The organism is Stenotrophomonas sp. STEN054 (genome assembly GCF_056854535.1).
Window position 1 is genome coordinate 41,576 of the sequence record NZ_JBXFWG010000026.1, and the last position, 14,680, is coordinate 56,255.

The window sequence follows — 14,680 nt, forward strand, 5'->3', positions numbered from 1 at the left end:
TCCGGGAGCCACCGCTAAGCTTGCGGTTGTTGGTTTTCGGCCCGCTTCCGGTGGGTCCCGCATGCCCGGAGGGGGGCTGTCGATGTCGCACAATCCATGGTGGCGCGGAGCCGTCATCTACCAGATCTACCCGCGCAGCTACCTCGACGCCAGCGGCGACGGGGTGGGCGACCTGCCGGGCATCATCCAGCGCCTGGACCACATCGCGGCGCTGGGCGCCGATGCGATCTGGATCTCGCCGTTCTTCAAGTCGCCGATGGCCGATTTCGGCTATGACATCGCCGATTACCGCGATGTCGACCCGCTGTTCGGCAGCCTGGAGGACTTCGACCGCCTGCTGGCCAAGGCGCATGGCCTGGGGCTGAAGGTGATGATCGACCAGGTGCTCAGCCACACCTCGCTCGAGCATGCCTGGTTCCGCGAGAGCCGCCAGGACCGCACCAACCCCAAGGCCGACTGGTACGTGTGGGCCGACCCGCGCGAGGACGGCACCCCGCCCAACAACTGGCTGTCGCTGTTCGGTGGCGGTGCCTGGCAGTGGGAGCCGCGCCGCGAGCAGTACTACCTGCACAACTTCCTGGTCGACCAGCCGGACCTGAACTTCCACAACCCGGACGTGCAGCAGGCCACCCTGGACAACGTGCGGTTCTGGCTGGACCGCGGCGTGGACGGCTTCCGCCTGGACGCCATCAATTTCTGTTTCCACGACGCGCAGCTGCGCGACAACCCGCCCAAGCCGGCGGACAAGCGCGTGGGCCGCGGCTTCAGCCCGGACAACCCGTACGCCTACCAGTACCACTACTACAACAACACCCAGCCGGAAAACCTGCCGTTCCTGGAGCAGCTGCGCGCGCTGCTGGACGAGTACCCGGGGGCGGTGAGCCTGGGCGAGATCTCCTCGGAGGACTCGCTGGCCACCACCGCCGAATACACCCAGGACGGCCGCCTGCACATGGGCTACAGCTTCGAGCTGCTGGTGGACGACTACAGTGCGGCCTACATCCGCGACACGGTCTCGCGCCTGGAAGCGGCGATGACCGAGGGCTGGCCGTGCTGGGCCGTGTCCAACCATGACGTGGAGCGGGCCGTCAGCCGCTGGGGCGGCCGCCCGTCCGATCCGCGCCTGGCCCGCATGCTGGTGGCGATGCTGTGCAGCCTGCGCGGTTCAGTCTGCCTGTACCAGGGCGAGGAGCTGGGCCTGGCCGAGGCCGAGGTGGCCTTCGAGGACCTGCAGGACCCCTACGGCATCACCTTCTGGCCGAACTTCAAGGGCCGCGACGGCTGCCGCACGCCGCTGCCGTGGACCGACGCCCCGCTGGCCGGGTTCACCACCGGCAAGCCCTGGCTGCCGATCCCGGCCGAGCACCGAGCGGCGGCGGTGGCCGTGCAGGACGCCGACCCGGGTTCGGTGCTGGCGGCCTTCCGGGCCTTCCTGGCCTGGCGGCGGACCCAGCCGACCCTGCAGCACGGGGACATCCGTTTCCTGGACAGTGCCGAGCCAGTGCTGCTGTTCGAGCGTATGCTTGCAGATGAAACCCTCCTGCTGGCATTCAACCTGTCGGCCGAGGCGGTCAGCCATCCGCTGCCGGCCGGTACCTGGCAGCAGCTGAACGTGCCGGGCCCGGATGCGGGCACGGTCGAGGGCACTGAACTGCGGCTGCCGCCGCGCGCGGTGTATTGCGCACGACGCAGCTGACCGATTTCTCCGGTGGCGGTACTTGCGGGGACGGGGCCGAAGCGCCCCGTCCCTTTTTTGTGGGGGGCGGTTGGTCGTCACTTTCCAAACTTTCCAACTATTGGAATGGAATTGGCCGAGGTAAGGGAGGGACATTGATGGCTCCCTTATCAGACGAAGCCCTGATGCGATTTTTGAATTCTTTCCGCCAGTTGATGGTGCTGGTAGTTGTGATGCTGGTCGCGCAACCCGTCCTTGCCAGTCCCGTCGTGATCGTCGGCCCTTCGCTGGAAGATGCGTTCGAGGATTCCGATGTGGTGCCCGGCCTTAAGCAGTTGCTTGGGCATGATTACGCGGCGCTCCGGCGCAACTTCGATGAGTCGGCGGTGCCGGTACCGCTGAAGGATGGGGGAATGCTGCTGGATGGCTGGCGAATGGGGTTTCCGGCGCATCATGCTGCCGCCGTGGTGGTCTATCCCGATGGCGTGCTGCACGCGGCCTACTACAACGCTGAAGATCGAGTGGTGCGGTACTTCTCCACATCAGGTGGACAACCGCATCGGGCACTGTTGATCTGGGCGAAGCGATTCGATCTGCCTTCGGAGCAGTCGCATTCGACCAACGGTTCTGGGGAAGGCAACTCCCCGGCGCTAGTCCTGGCAACGCTTGGTCCTGAAGAGCAGGCGGCCCTTCGATCGGTGGCGGCCGCTATCTGGTCCGCGAAAATGGCCTCACGGTGGAATATGAACACCGAGGTGGGCCGCGTCCTTGGTGAGACAACCAAGTACATTCTGGACTGTTCTGCTGCCTTCAGCCTCGTGCCGAAGCCGGCGGGTTGGGTGCCCGGCTGGGCGTATGTCGTATCGACGTCAGTTCAGATCGTCGCCTATGTCACGGGGGCCTCGGCACATCGGGTCTATCGAACCTGTGTCATCGGCACCGCCAGCCGCCAGCGCTCGTCCATCGAGCTTGCCTCGGGCGGATTCTGACCGGAATGTGGGAACTGCTGGCCCAGATCGCATCCACGTTCCTCGACAATATAGGTCATGCGCGGGGGCGATTCAGCGGGCGCATTCTGCTCGTGATGATGCTGGTCATCTCGATCGGCTGCGCTTTCCTGACTTCATGATCGTCTGCCGAGTGCATCCACGCATGGCGTGGATCTACTGGGCGGGTGGATGCGCGGTGGGCGGGTAGATGCACGCCATGCGTGGATAGCGTGGTCGGTGACGATGCCCCAAAGAAAACCCGCTGCCTGCGCAGCGGGTTTCCGGTCCTGCTCCCATTGTGTGTCGCCCGGCATGGCCCGGCGCTACCGAATCCAGCCCGCCGGGCATGGCCCGGCGCTACCGGTGGGTGTACCGGGTGGTGGTCAGAACTTGTAGTTCACGCCCAGCACGTAGGTACGGCCCCACTCGATGTATTCCAGCGGGCGGTCCTTGGTGCCGGCGTAGGTGCGGTACGGCTCGTTGGTCAGGTTGCTTCCCTGCAGCAGCAGGGTCAGGCCACGCATGGCGCTGCTGTCGCTGAAGGTGTAGCTGATCTGCGCATCGGTCACGTTCTCGCCCACCACGTAGCGCAGCGTTCGGTTGCCGTTGAAGTTGCCGATCTCACCGATGAAGTCCGAACGACGGCGCTGGCTCACGCGTGCCTCAAAACCGTTGCGCTCGAAGTAGGCGGTGAAGTTGTACACGCGGTCGGACAGGCCGGGCAGGCTGATCGGATCCGAACCCACGCTGGAGGCACTTTCCGGGTCGAGGATCTTGATGTCGCTCTTGTTGAAGGTGGCGCTGGCCTGCACGCCGAAGCCACGCAGGCTCTCGGTCAGCATGTCCAGCGGGAACGATGCGGTCAGTTCCAGGCCCTTCAGCGTGCCGCCCTTGCCGTTTTCCGGGGTGGAGAACGTACCGGTGGTCAGCACCGGCACCGTCATGCCCGGCGGCGGCACGTAGCTGCCCAGCAGGTCGGTGAAGTCGTAGTCGTCCACCGACTGGGTGTAGACGTAGCTCTTCAGGTCCTTGTAGAAGATCGCGGCGGCCACGTAGGCCTTTTCACCGAAGTACTTCTCGTAGGACAGGTCGAGCGCGGTGGCACGCCACGGATCCAGCAGCGGGTTGCCGCCGCTGCCGCCGGGCTTGCCGGTGGCGGTATCCACGCCGAATTCCAGGCCGGCACGCATCTGGTCCACGCGCGGGCGCGCGACCTGCTTGGCCGCGGCGAAGCGCAGGGTCTGCTGGTGCGGGAACATGAAGGCCAGGTTCAAGCTCGGCAGCCAGTCGTTGTAGGTCTTGCCGTTGGAATACGGCTGTATGTTGCTGCCGGCCGGCTGCGAGCTGTCCCAGTAGCGCGAATCCGAGCTCTGGTCGGTGTGCTGCATCTGCACGCCGATGTTGCCGCGCACGCCCACGTCACCGATGTCGGTGTTGAGGTTCAGGCGCGCCCAGGCAGTGGTGATCTTTTCCTGCACCACCCACGACTTCGGGATCAGGTAGTCGAGGTTGTCGACCGGGTTGAAGGTCATGTAGCGGCCGACGGCCGCCGGCACGTTCCACGCCGGGATGTAGCCGATGCCGGCAAAGCCCAGGTTGACCGGCGAATACTGCAGGTCCGAGGCGATGTTGGCATCGCCTTGTGCGCCCAGCAGGATGTTGCCTTCGGACTGGGTCTTCACCTTGCGGCGATCGGCGTAGTTCACGCCCACATCGATGTCCGGCGCCCACGAAGCGATGGCCTCGGGCAGGGCGATGGTCGCGGCAAGCTTGGCACCCTTCAGGCGGTCTTCCACCTGCGGCACCTTGCCGTAGCCGGAGCCGTAGATGGTGTTGGTCAGGAACAGCGCATCGGGGTTGGAGTAGTCCAGGCCCGGGGTGATCTGCGAGAAGCCATTCGGGCGGATCTGCAGACCGATGGTGTCCAGCTGCGGCATCGGGGTGAGCTGCAGGTTGTTTTCCAGGTTCAGCTCATCGCGCGTGGCCTTGGAGTAGTTCACATCGGCGACCAGCTTGACGCTGCCGAAGGTGAACTCGTTGTTCCAGCCGAACGCGTCGATCTTGTCCTTGCGCTTGTTGTACATGCCGCGCACCAGCGGGTATACGCCGCTGGCGGTGCCACCGGTGAAGGTGCCATCGGCATTGACCTGCGGGTTGCTGATCAGCAGGCCCGGGGTATAGCCACCGTTGTAGTTGCTCAGGTTGAGCTCGAACTGATTGGCGGTGTCGACCTGCTCGGCTTCGGTGTGGAACGCATCGAAAGTGCTGGTCCAGGCGTTGTTGGGCCGGAACTGGATGGTGGCCATCACACCGTCGCGCTTGTTGTTGCCGGTACGACGCAGCGCCTTGATGCCATCGGAAAAGTAGGTGCCCGCGGCCACGCCCGGACGATTGCCGTTGGTGGTCTGCTCGGTGGTCCACGGCTCGTACAGGCCGACCTGGTTTTCCTGGATCGGGTTGTCGCTGTGCGCGTAGCCGATCGAGATGCCCAGGGTCTTGTCGAAGAACTGGTCGATGTAGCTGGCGCTGAAGCGGTTGCCGAATTCATCGACGTTGGCGGCTTCGCCGAGCGAGCTCTTCTGCACGCGGCCGCTGACCGCGATCACGCGGTCGGGGAAGCTGAGCGGACGTACGGTCTGCATGTCGATGGTGCCCGACAGGCCCTGGCCGACCAGAGCGGCGTCCGGGGTCTTGTAGACGGTCACGCCGTTGACCAGTTCCGAGGGGTACTGGTCGAACTCGACGCTGCGGTTGTCGCCGGTGCTGACCACTTCACGCCCGTTGAGCAGGGTGGTGGCGAAGTCGGGCGACAGGCCGCGCACGCTGATGACCTGGGCACGGCCGGCCACGCGCTGGGCGGCCAGGCCGGGCAGGCGGCCCAGCGATTCGGCGATGCTCACGTCGGGCAGCTTGCCGATGTCTTCGGCCGAGATCGCTTCGACCACCGAGGTGGCGTCCTGCTTGATCGCGATGGCGTTCTCGATGCCGCGGCGGATGCCAGTGACCTGCACGGTGTCCAGGTTGGTGGCGGACTCGCCGGTGGTGGCAGCTTTGGTGGACTGATCGGTGGACTGCGTGGACTGTGCCGACGCCAGCGACGGCACCAGTACAACGGCCAGCGCCAGACTCAGCGCGGTGCGCTTGTGGTTCAACATTTTCCCCTCCCAGGCAATGTTGTAGAGCATCTTGTGGTCGTCCCGGCGGTGCCGTGGACGTGCGACGCGGTGGCCGCTGTCGTCGCCGCTATGGTAGGCAGCGGCTTCTCCGCGGGAATCACCCTGCATACGTATTCAATGGCTTTCACAGCGTTGTAATCGATTCCACGACGCCGTCCCGGTAGCGCCGGGCCATGCCCGGCGTTCGGAAATCGCGGTCGTTCATTGGATTGGCGTGAACCGGATCGCCTGGCCACCGCCCGGTGCCAGCAACAGGGTCAGTGCATCGGTGCTGGTCACCTCGCGCGTCTCGCGCTTGAACGCGAACGGATTGCTGCGGAAATCCGCACCATCACCATCGCGATAGATCTCGGCGCGGTAGCGCACGCCCGGTTCCAGGAAGCCCAGCGACACCGGCAGCACGCGGCCGTGTTCATCGGTGATGCTGCCCAGGAACCAGTCACGGCTGTTGCGGTCGCGGCGCACGATCGTCACGTAGTCGCCCACTTCGCCATCGAGCACGCGGCTCTGTTCCCAGTCCACCGCCACGTCCTCGATGAAACGGAACGCTTCACGATGCTGCAGGTAATGCTCGGGCAGGTCGGCGGCCATCTGGATCGGGCTGTACAGCACTACGTACAGCGCCAGCTGGCGGGCCAGCGTGCTGGGAATGGCCTGGCCGTGGCGGCCCTTCAGGCTGAGGATGCCGGGCGTGTAATCGAACGGCCCGGCCAGCATGCGGGTGAACACCAGGTTGACCTCGTGTTCGGGCGGGTTCGGCGGCTGGCCCCAGGCGTTGTATTCCATGCCGCGCGCGCCTTCGCGCGAGATCCAGTTCGGGTAGGTGCGGCGCAGGCCGGTGTCCTTGATCGGCTCGTGCGGGTTCACCGACAGGTGCCGCCGGGCGGCTTCCTGCACCACGTTCAGATGGTGGCGGGCCATGAACTGGCCGTCGTGCCACTCGCGCCACAGGGGGCCGCCGGCCGGATTGCGGCGGTCGATCTGGCCGTCATCGCAGACGTAACCGGTCTTGAACTGGTCAATGCCCAACCGCGCATACAGGTCCAGCGCGGCGCCCAACTGCTCCTCGTAATGCTCGATGGCGCAACCGGTTTCGTGGTGGCCGATCAGGTGCACGCCCTTCTTCAGGCCGTAGGCGGACAGCGCTTCGATATCGAAATCGGGCGTGGCGCGGGTGAAATCAAAGTCGTAGCCGTTGCCCACCCACATGCCGTCCCAGCCGGGATTCCAGCCTTCCACCAGCACGCCGCGGAAGCCGTGTGCGGCGGCGAAGTCGATCACCCTCTTGGTCTTGGCCGTGGTCGCGGCATGCTTCGGGCCGGTCGCCCAGCTTTCGTTGTCCAGGTGCATCGACCACCACACGCCCAGGTACTTGGCCGGCTTCACCCAGCTCACGTCGCCCAGCGCATTGGGCTCGTTGAGGTTGAGGATCAGGTCCGACTCGACCAGGCCGCCGGCGCGGTCGGCGATCTGCAGGGTGCGCCATGGCGTGGCGAAGGGCAGGGCGCGGCGCACTTTCCAGCCCTCCGCCGAGGGCGACAGCTGCGCGCGCAGGCGCTGGCCCTCGGTGCGGCGCAGCCACATGCCGGCGTAGTCCACCAGCGCGGCCTCGTGGATGGCCACGTGCAGGCCATCGTGGCTGCGCAGGGTCATCGGCGTGTGCACCAGCGGCACTTCGCGCAGCGGCGTGCGCTGGTACAGGTACTCGTAGTGGATCGGTTCGCCGGCCGGAATCCACCAGGCGGTCGAGTCGGGGGCGATGGCGAACTCGGTCAGCTCGTCATCGATGATCGCCTCGCGCAGGTTGGGCTGTTCCGGGAATACATAGCGGAAGCCGAGTCCGTCGTCGTACACGCGGAACACCACGTCCAGGCGGCGCTTGCTGCCGGTGGTCTCGGCCAGCTGCACGGTCAGTTCGTTGAAGTGGTTGCGGGTGACCCGGCGCTCGCCCCAGGGCTGTTCCCAGGTGTCATCGACGCTGCGCTGCTGCTGGCCGATCAGGGCGAAATCGCGGTCGAGGCGGCCGTCGCGCAGCTCGAAGCCGAGCTTGGAATCGGCCACCACGGGTTCGCCGAAGCGTTCGACGCGGTAGCGCGCGGTGCCACCGTCCAGCACCAGGCTGACCGTGAGCACCTTGCCCGGTGATTCCACGCTGGCGACCTGTGGCGCGGCCTCGGCCAGGGTCGCCAGGCCCAGCAGGGCCAGCCCGAACAGATGCGCGGACACCGCGCGTAGTGCAGCAGATGAAGCCGGCATTTCCCCTCCCAAGGCGCCATTGGCAGACCCGGACCATAAGCCAGCGCGACGGCCTGTCTTCACGCAACTGCCATGAATACGTATGCAACTGGCCGCAGGCCGCAGCGCCGCGTCTACCATGGGACCAAGGCACCTTGAGGGAGGCGCCGCGCCCGCGCACCGTCATGGTGGCGCGGACCCACAACGGTGCAGAGAGGGAGGGAGGTCGACGGGCGCAAGCCGGTCTGCCGCTTCGATGCTGAAGATCATTTGCCTGACGGCTGCCCTCGGGGCAGCGCTGGGAACGACCGCGCATGCGGCCGACCTGGAATTCAACGGCCGCCAAGCGCGCGCCGATGCCGCTGCCAAGGGCAGCTTCGTGTTGCATGCGCCCAAGGGTGACGTGCAGATTGCTGCCGCGCCCATGCGCAGCCAGACCGCCAGCGTGATGTTCGACGCGCTGTTTGCACTGGCCCAGCAGGAAATGGACCAGGACCGCGTCGATGCGATCCGCGATCCGTCCTTCGACGAAGGCCGCCCGGTGCCGTGCGAGTGCTTCCAGACCGGCGCGCGCTGGCCCTATGTGTGGACCCGCGACCTCAGCTTCGCCGCCGATCTTGCGCTGGCGAAGCTGGACCCGCAGCGCATCCGGCAGTCGCTGCAGTTCAAGCTGTCGGCCGCGCGCGATGGCCACACCCCCGGCCTGTTCGTCGCCCAGGACACCGGCTCCGGTGGCAGCTGGCCGATCAGCAGCGACCGCGTGGTGTGGTTCCTGGCGGCGCGCCACCTGCTGGATGATCCGACCTTCGCCCACCAGGTCTGGCAGGCGCTGCAGGGCACCCTGGCGCAGGACCGGGCAATGGTGTTCGACGCGCAGATGGGCCTGTACCGAGGCGAGACTTCGTTCCTGGACTGGCGCGAGCAGACCTATCCGGACTGGACGCGAGAGAACGTGCGCTTCATCGGCGATTCCTACGCGCTGTCCACCAATGTGCTGCACTACCAGGCCCTGCGCCTGGGCCAGCAGATGGCCGCGCAGCGGGGTGACGAGCGCAGCGAGCAGTACAAGGCCTGGGCCGATGCGCTGGCGCTGCAGATCGACGCACGCTTCTGGCGGCAGGACATGGGCCAGTACATGAGCTACATCGGCGAAGCGGCGCACCCGGTGCCCTACGCCAAGGTCGACCTGCTGGGCCTGTCGCTGGGCATCCTCGCCGACGTGCTGCCCGCCGAACGCGCGCAGCGTGCGCTGGCCGCCTACCCGATGGGACCGGCCGGCAGCCCGGTGGTGTGGCCGCAGGAAGCGCAGCAGCCGATCTACCACAACCGCGCCATCTGGCCGTTCGTCAGCGCCTATTCGCTGCGCGCCGCGCGCAAGCTCGATGATGCCCCGCGCATCGCCGCCGAGATCCGTTCGCTGATGCAGGGCGCGGCGCTGGCTGGTTCCAACATGGAGAACTACGAACTGGTCACCCAGGCCGTGCACGTGGACGAAGGTGCGCTCAGTGGCCCGGTGGTCAATTCCGAGCGCCAGCTGTGGTCGGTGGCCGGTTACCTGGCCATGGTCAGCGAAGGTGTGTTCGGCCTGCAGGACGATGGCAGCGTGCAGCCCAAGCTACCGGCCAGCCTGGTACCGGACCTGTTCGGAAAGCAGCGCCTCATCAGCCTGGACGCCAACGGCAAGCGCTACGTGCTGGAGCGGCCGAAGCAGCTGGGCGACGGCCTGCTGGTGGCTGGCAAGGTGAAGACGCGCGGTACGACCACCACCGTGCAGCTGGTGCCGGCCGCTGCCACGCCACGTGCTGCCGTGGCCAGCGCCGATGCCAATGCGCGTGCACCGGCCACGCCGGCCGCGCCGCAGGCCAGACGCAGTGGCAAGGGCTGGACCGTAGCCGTGGCCGCCGACCAGCTGCTGTGGCAGGACGGCAAGGCCGTGCAGCCGGCCAAGGGCGTGGCGCGCGTGGGCGACGATGGCCTGCAGCATTGCCTGAGCCTGACCCGTCGCGAGGGCGCGCTGGAATCGCTGCACAGCCCGATGCTGTGCGTGGGCCCGCAGCAGGTACTGCGCGGTGACCGGCAGTGGCGCTTCACCACGGCCAAGGCCGGCCATGTGCGCCTGCGCCTGCAGTACAACAACCCGAACGGGCCGATCAACACCGGCGTGACCGCAGCCGTGAAGCAGTTGAACCTGCAGTGCGCGGGCCAGCCGGCGCAGCGCCAGACCGTCACCCTGCCGCACAGTGTGGCCGCGCAGGAATCCACGGCGGCCAGCTTCGCCGTGCCCAAGGGCCGCTGCACGGTCACGCTTGAGGAAGGCTTCAACATGAGCGCACTGCAGCACTTCGCGCACTACACCGGCGGCAAGGGCGGGCGCGAGGGCGTGCTCAACCAGGCCCAGGTGCAGGCGCTGAAGGTGGCGCCGGTCGCGGCGGTCGAGGGCGCACGATGAGCCGTCCCGCCAAGCCGCAGCTGTCGTTCTGGCAGATCTGGAACATGTGTTTCGGTTTCCTCGGCATCCAGTTCGGGTTTGCCCTGCAGAACGCCAACGCCAGCCGCATCTTCGAAACATTGGGCGCATCGCAGGACGCGGTGCCGGGGCTGTGGATCGCCGCACCGTTGACCGGCCTGCTGGTGCAGCCGGTGGTGGGCTACCTGTCCGACCGCACGTGGACGCGCTGGGGTCGTCGCCGCCCGTTCTTCATGGTCGGTGCGGTGCTGACCACGCTGGCCCTGCTGGTGATGCCGAACTCGCCCACGCTGTGGATCGCCGCCGGCACGCTGTGGGTGCTCGATGCCTCCATCAACGTGTCGATGGAACCGTTCCGCGCCTTCGTCGGTGACCAGCTGGCGCCCCGCCAGCGGCCCACCGGCTATGCGATGCAGAGCTTCTTCATCGGCGTCGGCGCCATCGTCGCCAGCTTCCTGCCCTTCATCCTTACCCACTTCGGGGTCAGCAACACGGCGGCGCCGGGTGAAGTGCCCGATTCGGTGCGCTACGCGTTCTACTTCGGTGCGGTGGTGCTGCTGGCCGCGATCAGCTGGACGGTGTTCAGCACGCGCGAGTATTCGCCCACCGAACTGGCCTCGTTCGACGATGCCGAACCGCCGGCGCACCATGCCGGCGCCACCATCACCGGGCCCGCGCCTTGGGGGCAGGTGGCGCTGTGGCTGGGCCTGGGTGTGCTGCTGGCGGCGCTGATCGCCTGGCGTCAGGGTGACAAGATGCTGTACGTGCTGGCCGGCCTGTGCGCGGGCTACGGCCTGCTGCTGGCACTGGCCCGTGCGCTGCCCGGCACGCACATGCTGGCCGCCATCGTCGGCGACCTGCGGGCGATGCCGGTGACCATGCGGCGCCTGGCCTGGGTGCAGTTCTTCTCGTGGTTCGCGCTGTTTGCCATGTGGATATTCACCACTGCTGCGGTGGCCGGCACCCACTTCGGTTCCACCGATCCGCAGTCGGCGGCCTACAACGAAGGTGCCAACTGGGTGGGCGTGCTGTTCGGTGCCTACAACGGGTTTGCCGCGCTGGCCGCGCTGCTGATCCCGCCGATGGTGCGCGCGCTCGGCCTGCGCTGGAGCCACCTGGTCAACCTGTGGCTGGGTGGGGCAGGGTTGATCTCGATGATGTTCATCGACGATCCGCGCTGGCTGCTGCTGTCGATGGTCGGCGTCGGCTTCGCCTGGGCCTCGATCCTGTCCCTGCCGTATGCCCTGCTGTCGGACAGCGTTCCGGCGGCGAAGATGGGCGTGTACATGGGCATCTTCAATTTCTTCATCGTGATCCCGCAGCTGGTCGCGGCCAGTGCGTTGGGCTTTGCCCTGCGTGCGTGGCTGGGTGACCAGCCAATCCACGTGCTGGTGCTGGGCGGCTGCAGCCTGCTCGTCGCCGGCCTGTGCGTGCTGCGGGTTCCGTCCCGTCCGGAGGTGGTGTGATGCGTGGTGTGTTGGCTGTTGCTGTTTCCCTTGCCCTGTCCGCCGGCCAGACCGTGGCCGCGCCGCGCCCGGACTACGTCGGCACCACCGAGCCGTTCGCCAGCGATGCGGTGTACTTCGTGGTCACCGACCGCTTCGTCAACGGCGATACCTCCAATGACCACCGCGACCAGGGCGGCAAGCACCGCACCTTCGATATCCCGGTGCCGTGCCCGGACAAGGTCGACGGCAACATCGGCTACCTCGGCGGTGATTTCCGCGGCGTGCTCGACAACGCGCAGTACATCCGCAACCTCGGCTTCGGCGCGGTGTGGATCACCCCCATCGTCGACAACCCGGACGAGGCCTTCACCGGCAGCAAGCCGATCAGCTGCACCAGCACGCTGACCGACCGCGGCAAGACCGGCTACCACGGCTACTGGGGCATCAACTTCTACACGCTCGACGAGCACCTGCCGAGCAAGGATCTGGATTTCGCCGGCCTCAACAAAGGCCTGCACGATGCCGGCCTGAAGGTGGTGCTGGACATCGTCGGCAACCATGGCTCGCCGGCATGGACGATGCCGAAGCGGCAGCCGCAGTTCGGCCAGATCTTCGACAAGGACGGCAAGCTGATTGCCGACCACCAGAACCTGCCGCCGCAGAAGCTGGACCCGAAGCACAACCCGCTGCAAGCGTTCTACAACAACATCGGCCCGGTCGACGGCAAGGACGGCTCGATCTTCGACGGCAACCTGGCCGAGCTGTCCGACTTCAACCAGGACAACCCGGCGGTGATGGACTACCTGGTCGGCGCCTACCTGCAATGGACCGCGCAGGGCGTGGACGCGCTGCGCATCGACACCATCGGCTGGCTGCCGCACCCGTGGTGGCACGAGTTCGTCAATCGCATCCGTGCCGCGCATCCGGGCATGTTCATGTTCGGCGAAGCGTTCGACTACAACGCAGCCAGCATCGCCGAACACACCTGGCCGGCCAACGCGAACGTCAGCGTGCTCGACTTCCCGCTGCGTGGCGCACTGGAGCAGACCTTCGGCACCACCGGCAAGGGCTTTGAAACGCTGGCCGAACCGCTGCACCTGACAGGTGGCCCGTACGCCAACCCGTATGAGCTGATGAGCTTCTACGACAACCACGACATGCCGCGCCTGCAGGCCAGCGACACCGGCTTCATCGACGCGCACAACTGGCTGTTCACCGCGCGCGGCATCCCGGTGGTCTATTACGGCTCGGAAACCGGCTTCATGCGCGGCCGCGCCGAACATGCCGGCAACCGCGCCTATTTCGGCCAGCAGCGCGTGGATGACGCGCCGCAGAGCCCGATCTTCGCGCCGCTGCAGCGCATCGCCAAGCTGCGCGAGACGACCCCGGCCCTGCAGCGCGGCCTGCAGGTCAACGAGCGCCTGCAGGGCGACGAAGCGGTGTTCTTCCGTGTGCTGCAGCACGGCGACGAGGCACAGACCGCGCTGGTGCTGCTGAACAAGGGCGATGCCGCGCGCAGCATCGAAGTGGATCGCTACCTGCAGCCCGGTACCTGGCGCGATGCGCTGGGCGGTGGCGAGCTGAAGGTGAAGTGCTCGCTGAAGGTGGAGGTGCCGGCGCATGGGGTGAAGGTCTTCGTGCTGGATGCACCGGTGCAGCAGCCGGCCCTGCAGGCCGAGCTGGACAAGGCGGTGGCTGACCAGCAGGCACGGGACCGGCGCCTGAAGCGCTGAGACGCCCGGGCCGGCCGTTGTAGAGCCGAGCCCACGCTCGGCTGCACTTCGACGGACCGTAGATGGCGGCAGCCGAGCATGGGCTCGGCTCTACAATAGGTGCCCCTACCTCCCTGTCGCAGGCGCCATGACCGACCTTCCCCCGCAGACCCCGATCGAAACCCTGCTGAAGGCGGCCATGGACGGAGCCGTGCCGATCCGCGCCTTCATGGAAGCCTTCGTTGCGTCCGAAGTGGTGCTGCTGACCGGCAGCCTGGTCACCCCCGATGGCAGCGGCTTCGACCCGCTGCTGTTCGACAAACAGGGCACCCTGCACGTGGCGGTGTTCACCGATCCGGCACGGGTGGGCATCCACAGCCAGCAGGCCCCGCACCAGATCCGCTGGTTGATGCTGGACGTACTGCGCCGCGTGCCCGGTGGCTACGGCGTAGTGGTCAACCCCGGCACCACGCTGGGATTCGATATCTCCGCCAGCGGCGTGGGCGAGATCCTGAAGGATTTCGCGCAGAACTGAGCAGGGTCTCTCGCATGGATTCGATTGCTCGCACTGCCTCTCACCACCAACGGCGGGCCGCGATGTGGCTGGTGACGGGCGTGGCTGTGTCGCTGGTGATCGGGCTGACGCTGGGCTTCAGCTTCGGTCTGCACGATACCCCCGCACCCCTGTTGGCATGGGTAGGCAGTTGGGGTGCGGCCTGGCATCTGTACACCGGTGCGCAATTGAAGGGACGGCGCGCGTGGCTGTGCGGTGGCCTTGCTGTGCTGGGGCCAGTGCCCGCGCTCATGGTCCTTATGTGGTTGCGCAGGGCGTAGCGTCTGGCCGGATCCTGAAGGATCTTGCACAAGTGTAGAGTCGAGATCCTATGTTCGTGGTCAAGCCTGCTGGAAGCGGGCTTGACCGACTTTCAGCATGGTCGGGTCGAAGTTCTGGCCACTCTTAAAGACGCCCCAGGCGAT

The 14,680-nt window shown here is 66.6% G+C and carries 10 protein-coding genes; 8 read left to right on the forward strand and 2 right to left on the reverse strand.

The annotated features are described in order from the left end of the window. Positions 1 to 82: 82 nt before the first annotated feature. The 3 genes from AC1VXD_RS12040 to AC1VXD_RS12050 all read left to right on the forward strand — a co-directional run bounded on the left by AC1VXD_RS12040 (position 83) and on the right by AC1VXD_RS12050 (position 2,804). Complete coding sequence (locus tag AC1VXD_RS12040) at positions 83 to 1,696, forward strand: alpha-glucosidase family protein (protein WP_482992232.1); 1,614 nt, start codon at positions 83 to 85, stop codon at positions 1,694 to 1,696. 164 nt (positions 1,697 to 1,860) lie between these two features. After that, positions 1,861 to 2,664 (forward strand): hypothetical protein, encoded by an 804-nt coding sequence (locus tag AC1VXD_RS12045; protein WP_482992233.1) that lies wholly within the window; start codon positions 1,861 to 1,863, stop codon positions 2,662 to 2,664. A gap of 5 nt (positions 2,665 to 2,669) precedes the next feature. Then, positions 2,670 to 2,804 (forward strand): hypothetical protein, encoded by a 135-nt coding sequence (locus AC1VXD_RS12050; protein ID WP_482992234.1) that lies wholly within the window; start codon positions 2,670 to 2,672, stop codon positions 2,802 to 2,804. A gap of 243 nt (positions 2,805 to 3,047) precedes the next feature. On the opposite strand, the gene AC1VXD_RS12055 is transcribed toward AC1VXD_RS12050, so the two are convergent. After that, the gene (locus AC1VXD_RS12055) at positions 3,048 to 5,819 is read right to left on the reverse strand and encodes a TonB-dependent receptor (protein ID WP_482992235.1); all 2,772 of its coding nucleotides are present in this window, start codon (positions 5,817 to 5,819) and stop codon (positions 3,048 to 3,050) included. Positions 5,820 to 6,041: 222 nt separating this feature from the next. After that, a complete protein-coding gene (locus AC1VXD_RS12060) occupies positions 6,042 to 8,096 on the reverse strand; it encodes a glycoside hydrolase family 97 protein (RefSeq protein WP_482992236.1) in 2,055 nt (684 codons plus the stop codon). 235 nt (positions 8,097 to 8,331) lie between these two features. Here AC1VXD_RS12060 and AC1VXD_RS12065 point away from each other — a divergent pair, with 235 nt between their 5' ends. From AC1VXD_RS12065 to AC1VXD_RS12085, 5 genes are all read left to right on the forward strand, one after another. Then, positions 8,332 to 10,524 (forward strand): glucosidase family protein, encoded by a 2,193-nt coding sequence (locus AC1VXD_RS12065; RefSeq protein WP_482992237.1) that lies wholly within the window; start codon positions 8,332 to 8,334, stop codon positions 10,522 to 10,524. Next, positions 10,521 to 12,008, forward strand: coding sequence for an MFS transporter (locus tag AC1VXD_RS12070; protein ID WP_406232584.1), 1,488 nt, complete (start codon positions 10,521 to 10,523; stop codon positions 12,006 to 12,008). The genes AC1VXD_RS12065 and AC1VXD_RS12070 overlap by 4 nt, the downstream gene beginning before the upstream one ends. Continuing rightward, positions 12,008 to 13,723, forward strand: coding sequence for an alpha-amylase family glycosyl hydrolase (locus AC1VXD_RS12075; protein ID WP_482992238.1), 1,716 nt, complete (start codon positions 12,008 to 12,010; stop codon positions 13,721 to 13,723). Before AC1VXD_RS12070 ends, AC1VXD_RS12075 begins: the two co-directional genes overlap by 1 nt. 127 nt (positions 13,724 to 13,850) lie before the next feature. Further along, positions 13,851 to 14,237: an SseB family protein gene (locus tag AC1VXD_RS12080; RefSeq protein ID WP_482992239.1), complete on the forward strand. Its 387-nt coding sequence runs from the start codon at positions 13,851 to 13,853 to the stop codon at positions 14,235 to 14,237. Positions 14,238 to 14,251: 14 nt separating this feature from the next. Then, complete coding sequence (locus tag AC1VXD_RS12085) at positions 14,252 to 14,536, forward strand: hypothetical protein (protein WP_482992240.1); 285 nt, start codon at positions 14,252 to 14,254, stop codon at positions 14,534 to 14,536. Positions 14,537 to 14,680 lie beyond the last annotated feature (144 nt).

Bases quoted from the DNA above. Each gene is read 5' to 3' on its own strand.
- AC1VXD_RS12040 (WP_482992232.1), top strand. From the start codon at position 83: ATGTCGCACAATCCATGGTGGCGCGGAGCCGTCATCTACCAGATCTAC.
- AC1VXD_RS12045 (WP_482992233.1), top strand. From the start codon at position 1,861: ATGCGATTTTTGAATTCTTTCCGCCAGTTGATGGTGCTGGTAGTTGTG.
- AC1VXD_RS12050 (WP_482992234.1), top strand. From the start codon at position 2,670: ATGTGGGAACTGCTGGCCCAGATCGCATCCACGTTCCTCGACAATATA.
- AC1VXD_RS12055 (WP_482992235.1), bottom strand. From the start codon at position 5,819: ATGTTGAACCACAAGCGCACCGCGCTGAGTCTGGCGCTGGCCGTTGTA.
- AC1VXD_RS12060 (WP_482992236.1), bottom strand. From the start codon at position 8,096: ATGCCGGCTTCATCTGCTGCACTACGCGCGGTGTCCGCGCATCTGTTC.
- AC1VXD_RS12065 (WP_482992237.1), top strand. From the start codon at position 8,332: ATGCTGAAGATCATTTGCCTGACGGCTGCCCTCGGGGCAGCGCTGGGA.
- AC1VXD_RS12070 (WP_406232584.1), top strand. From the start codon at position 10,521: ATGAGCCGTCCCGCCAAGCCGCAGCTGTCGTTCTGGCAGATCTGGAAC.
- AC1VXD_RS12075 (WP_482992238.1), top strand. From the start codon at position 12,008: ATGCGTGGTGTGTTGGCTGTTGCTGTTTCCCTTGCCCTGTCCGCCGGC.
- AC1VXD_RS12080 (WP_482992239.1), top strand. From the start codon at position 13,851: ATGACCGACCTTCCCCCGCAGACCCCGATCGAAACCCTGCTGAAGGCG.
- AC1VXD_RS12085 (WP_482992240.1), top strand. From the start codon at position 14,252: ATGGATTCGATTGCTCGCACTGCCTCTCACCACCAACGGCGGGCCGCG.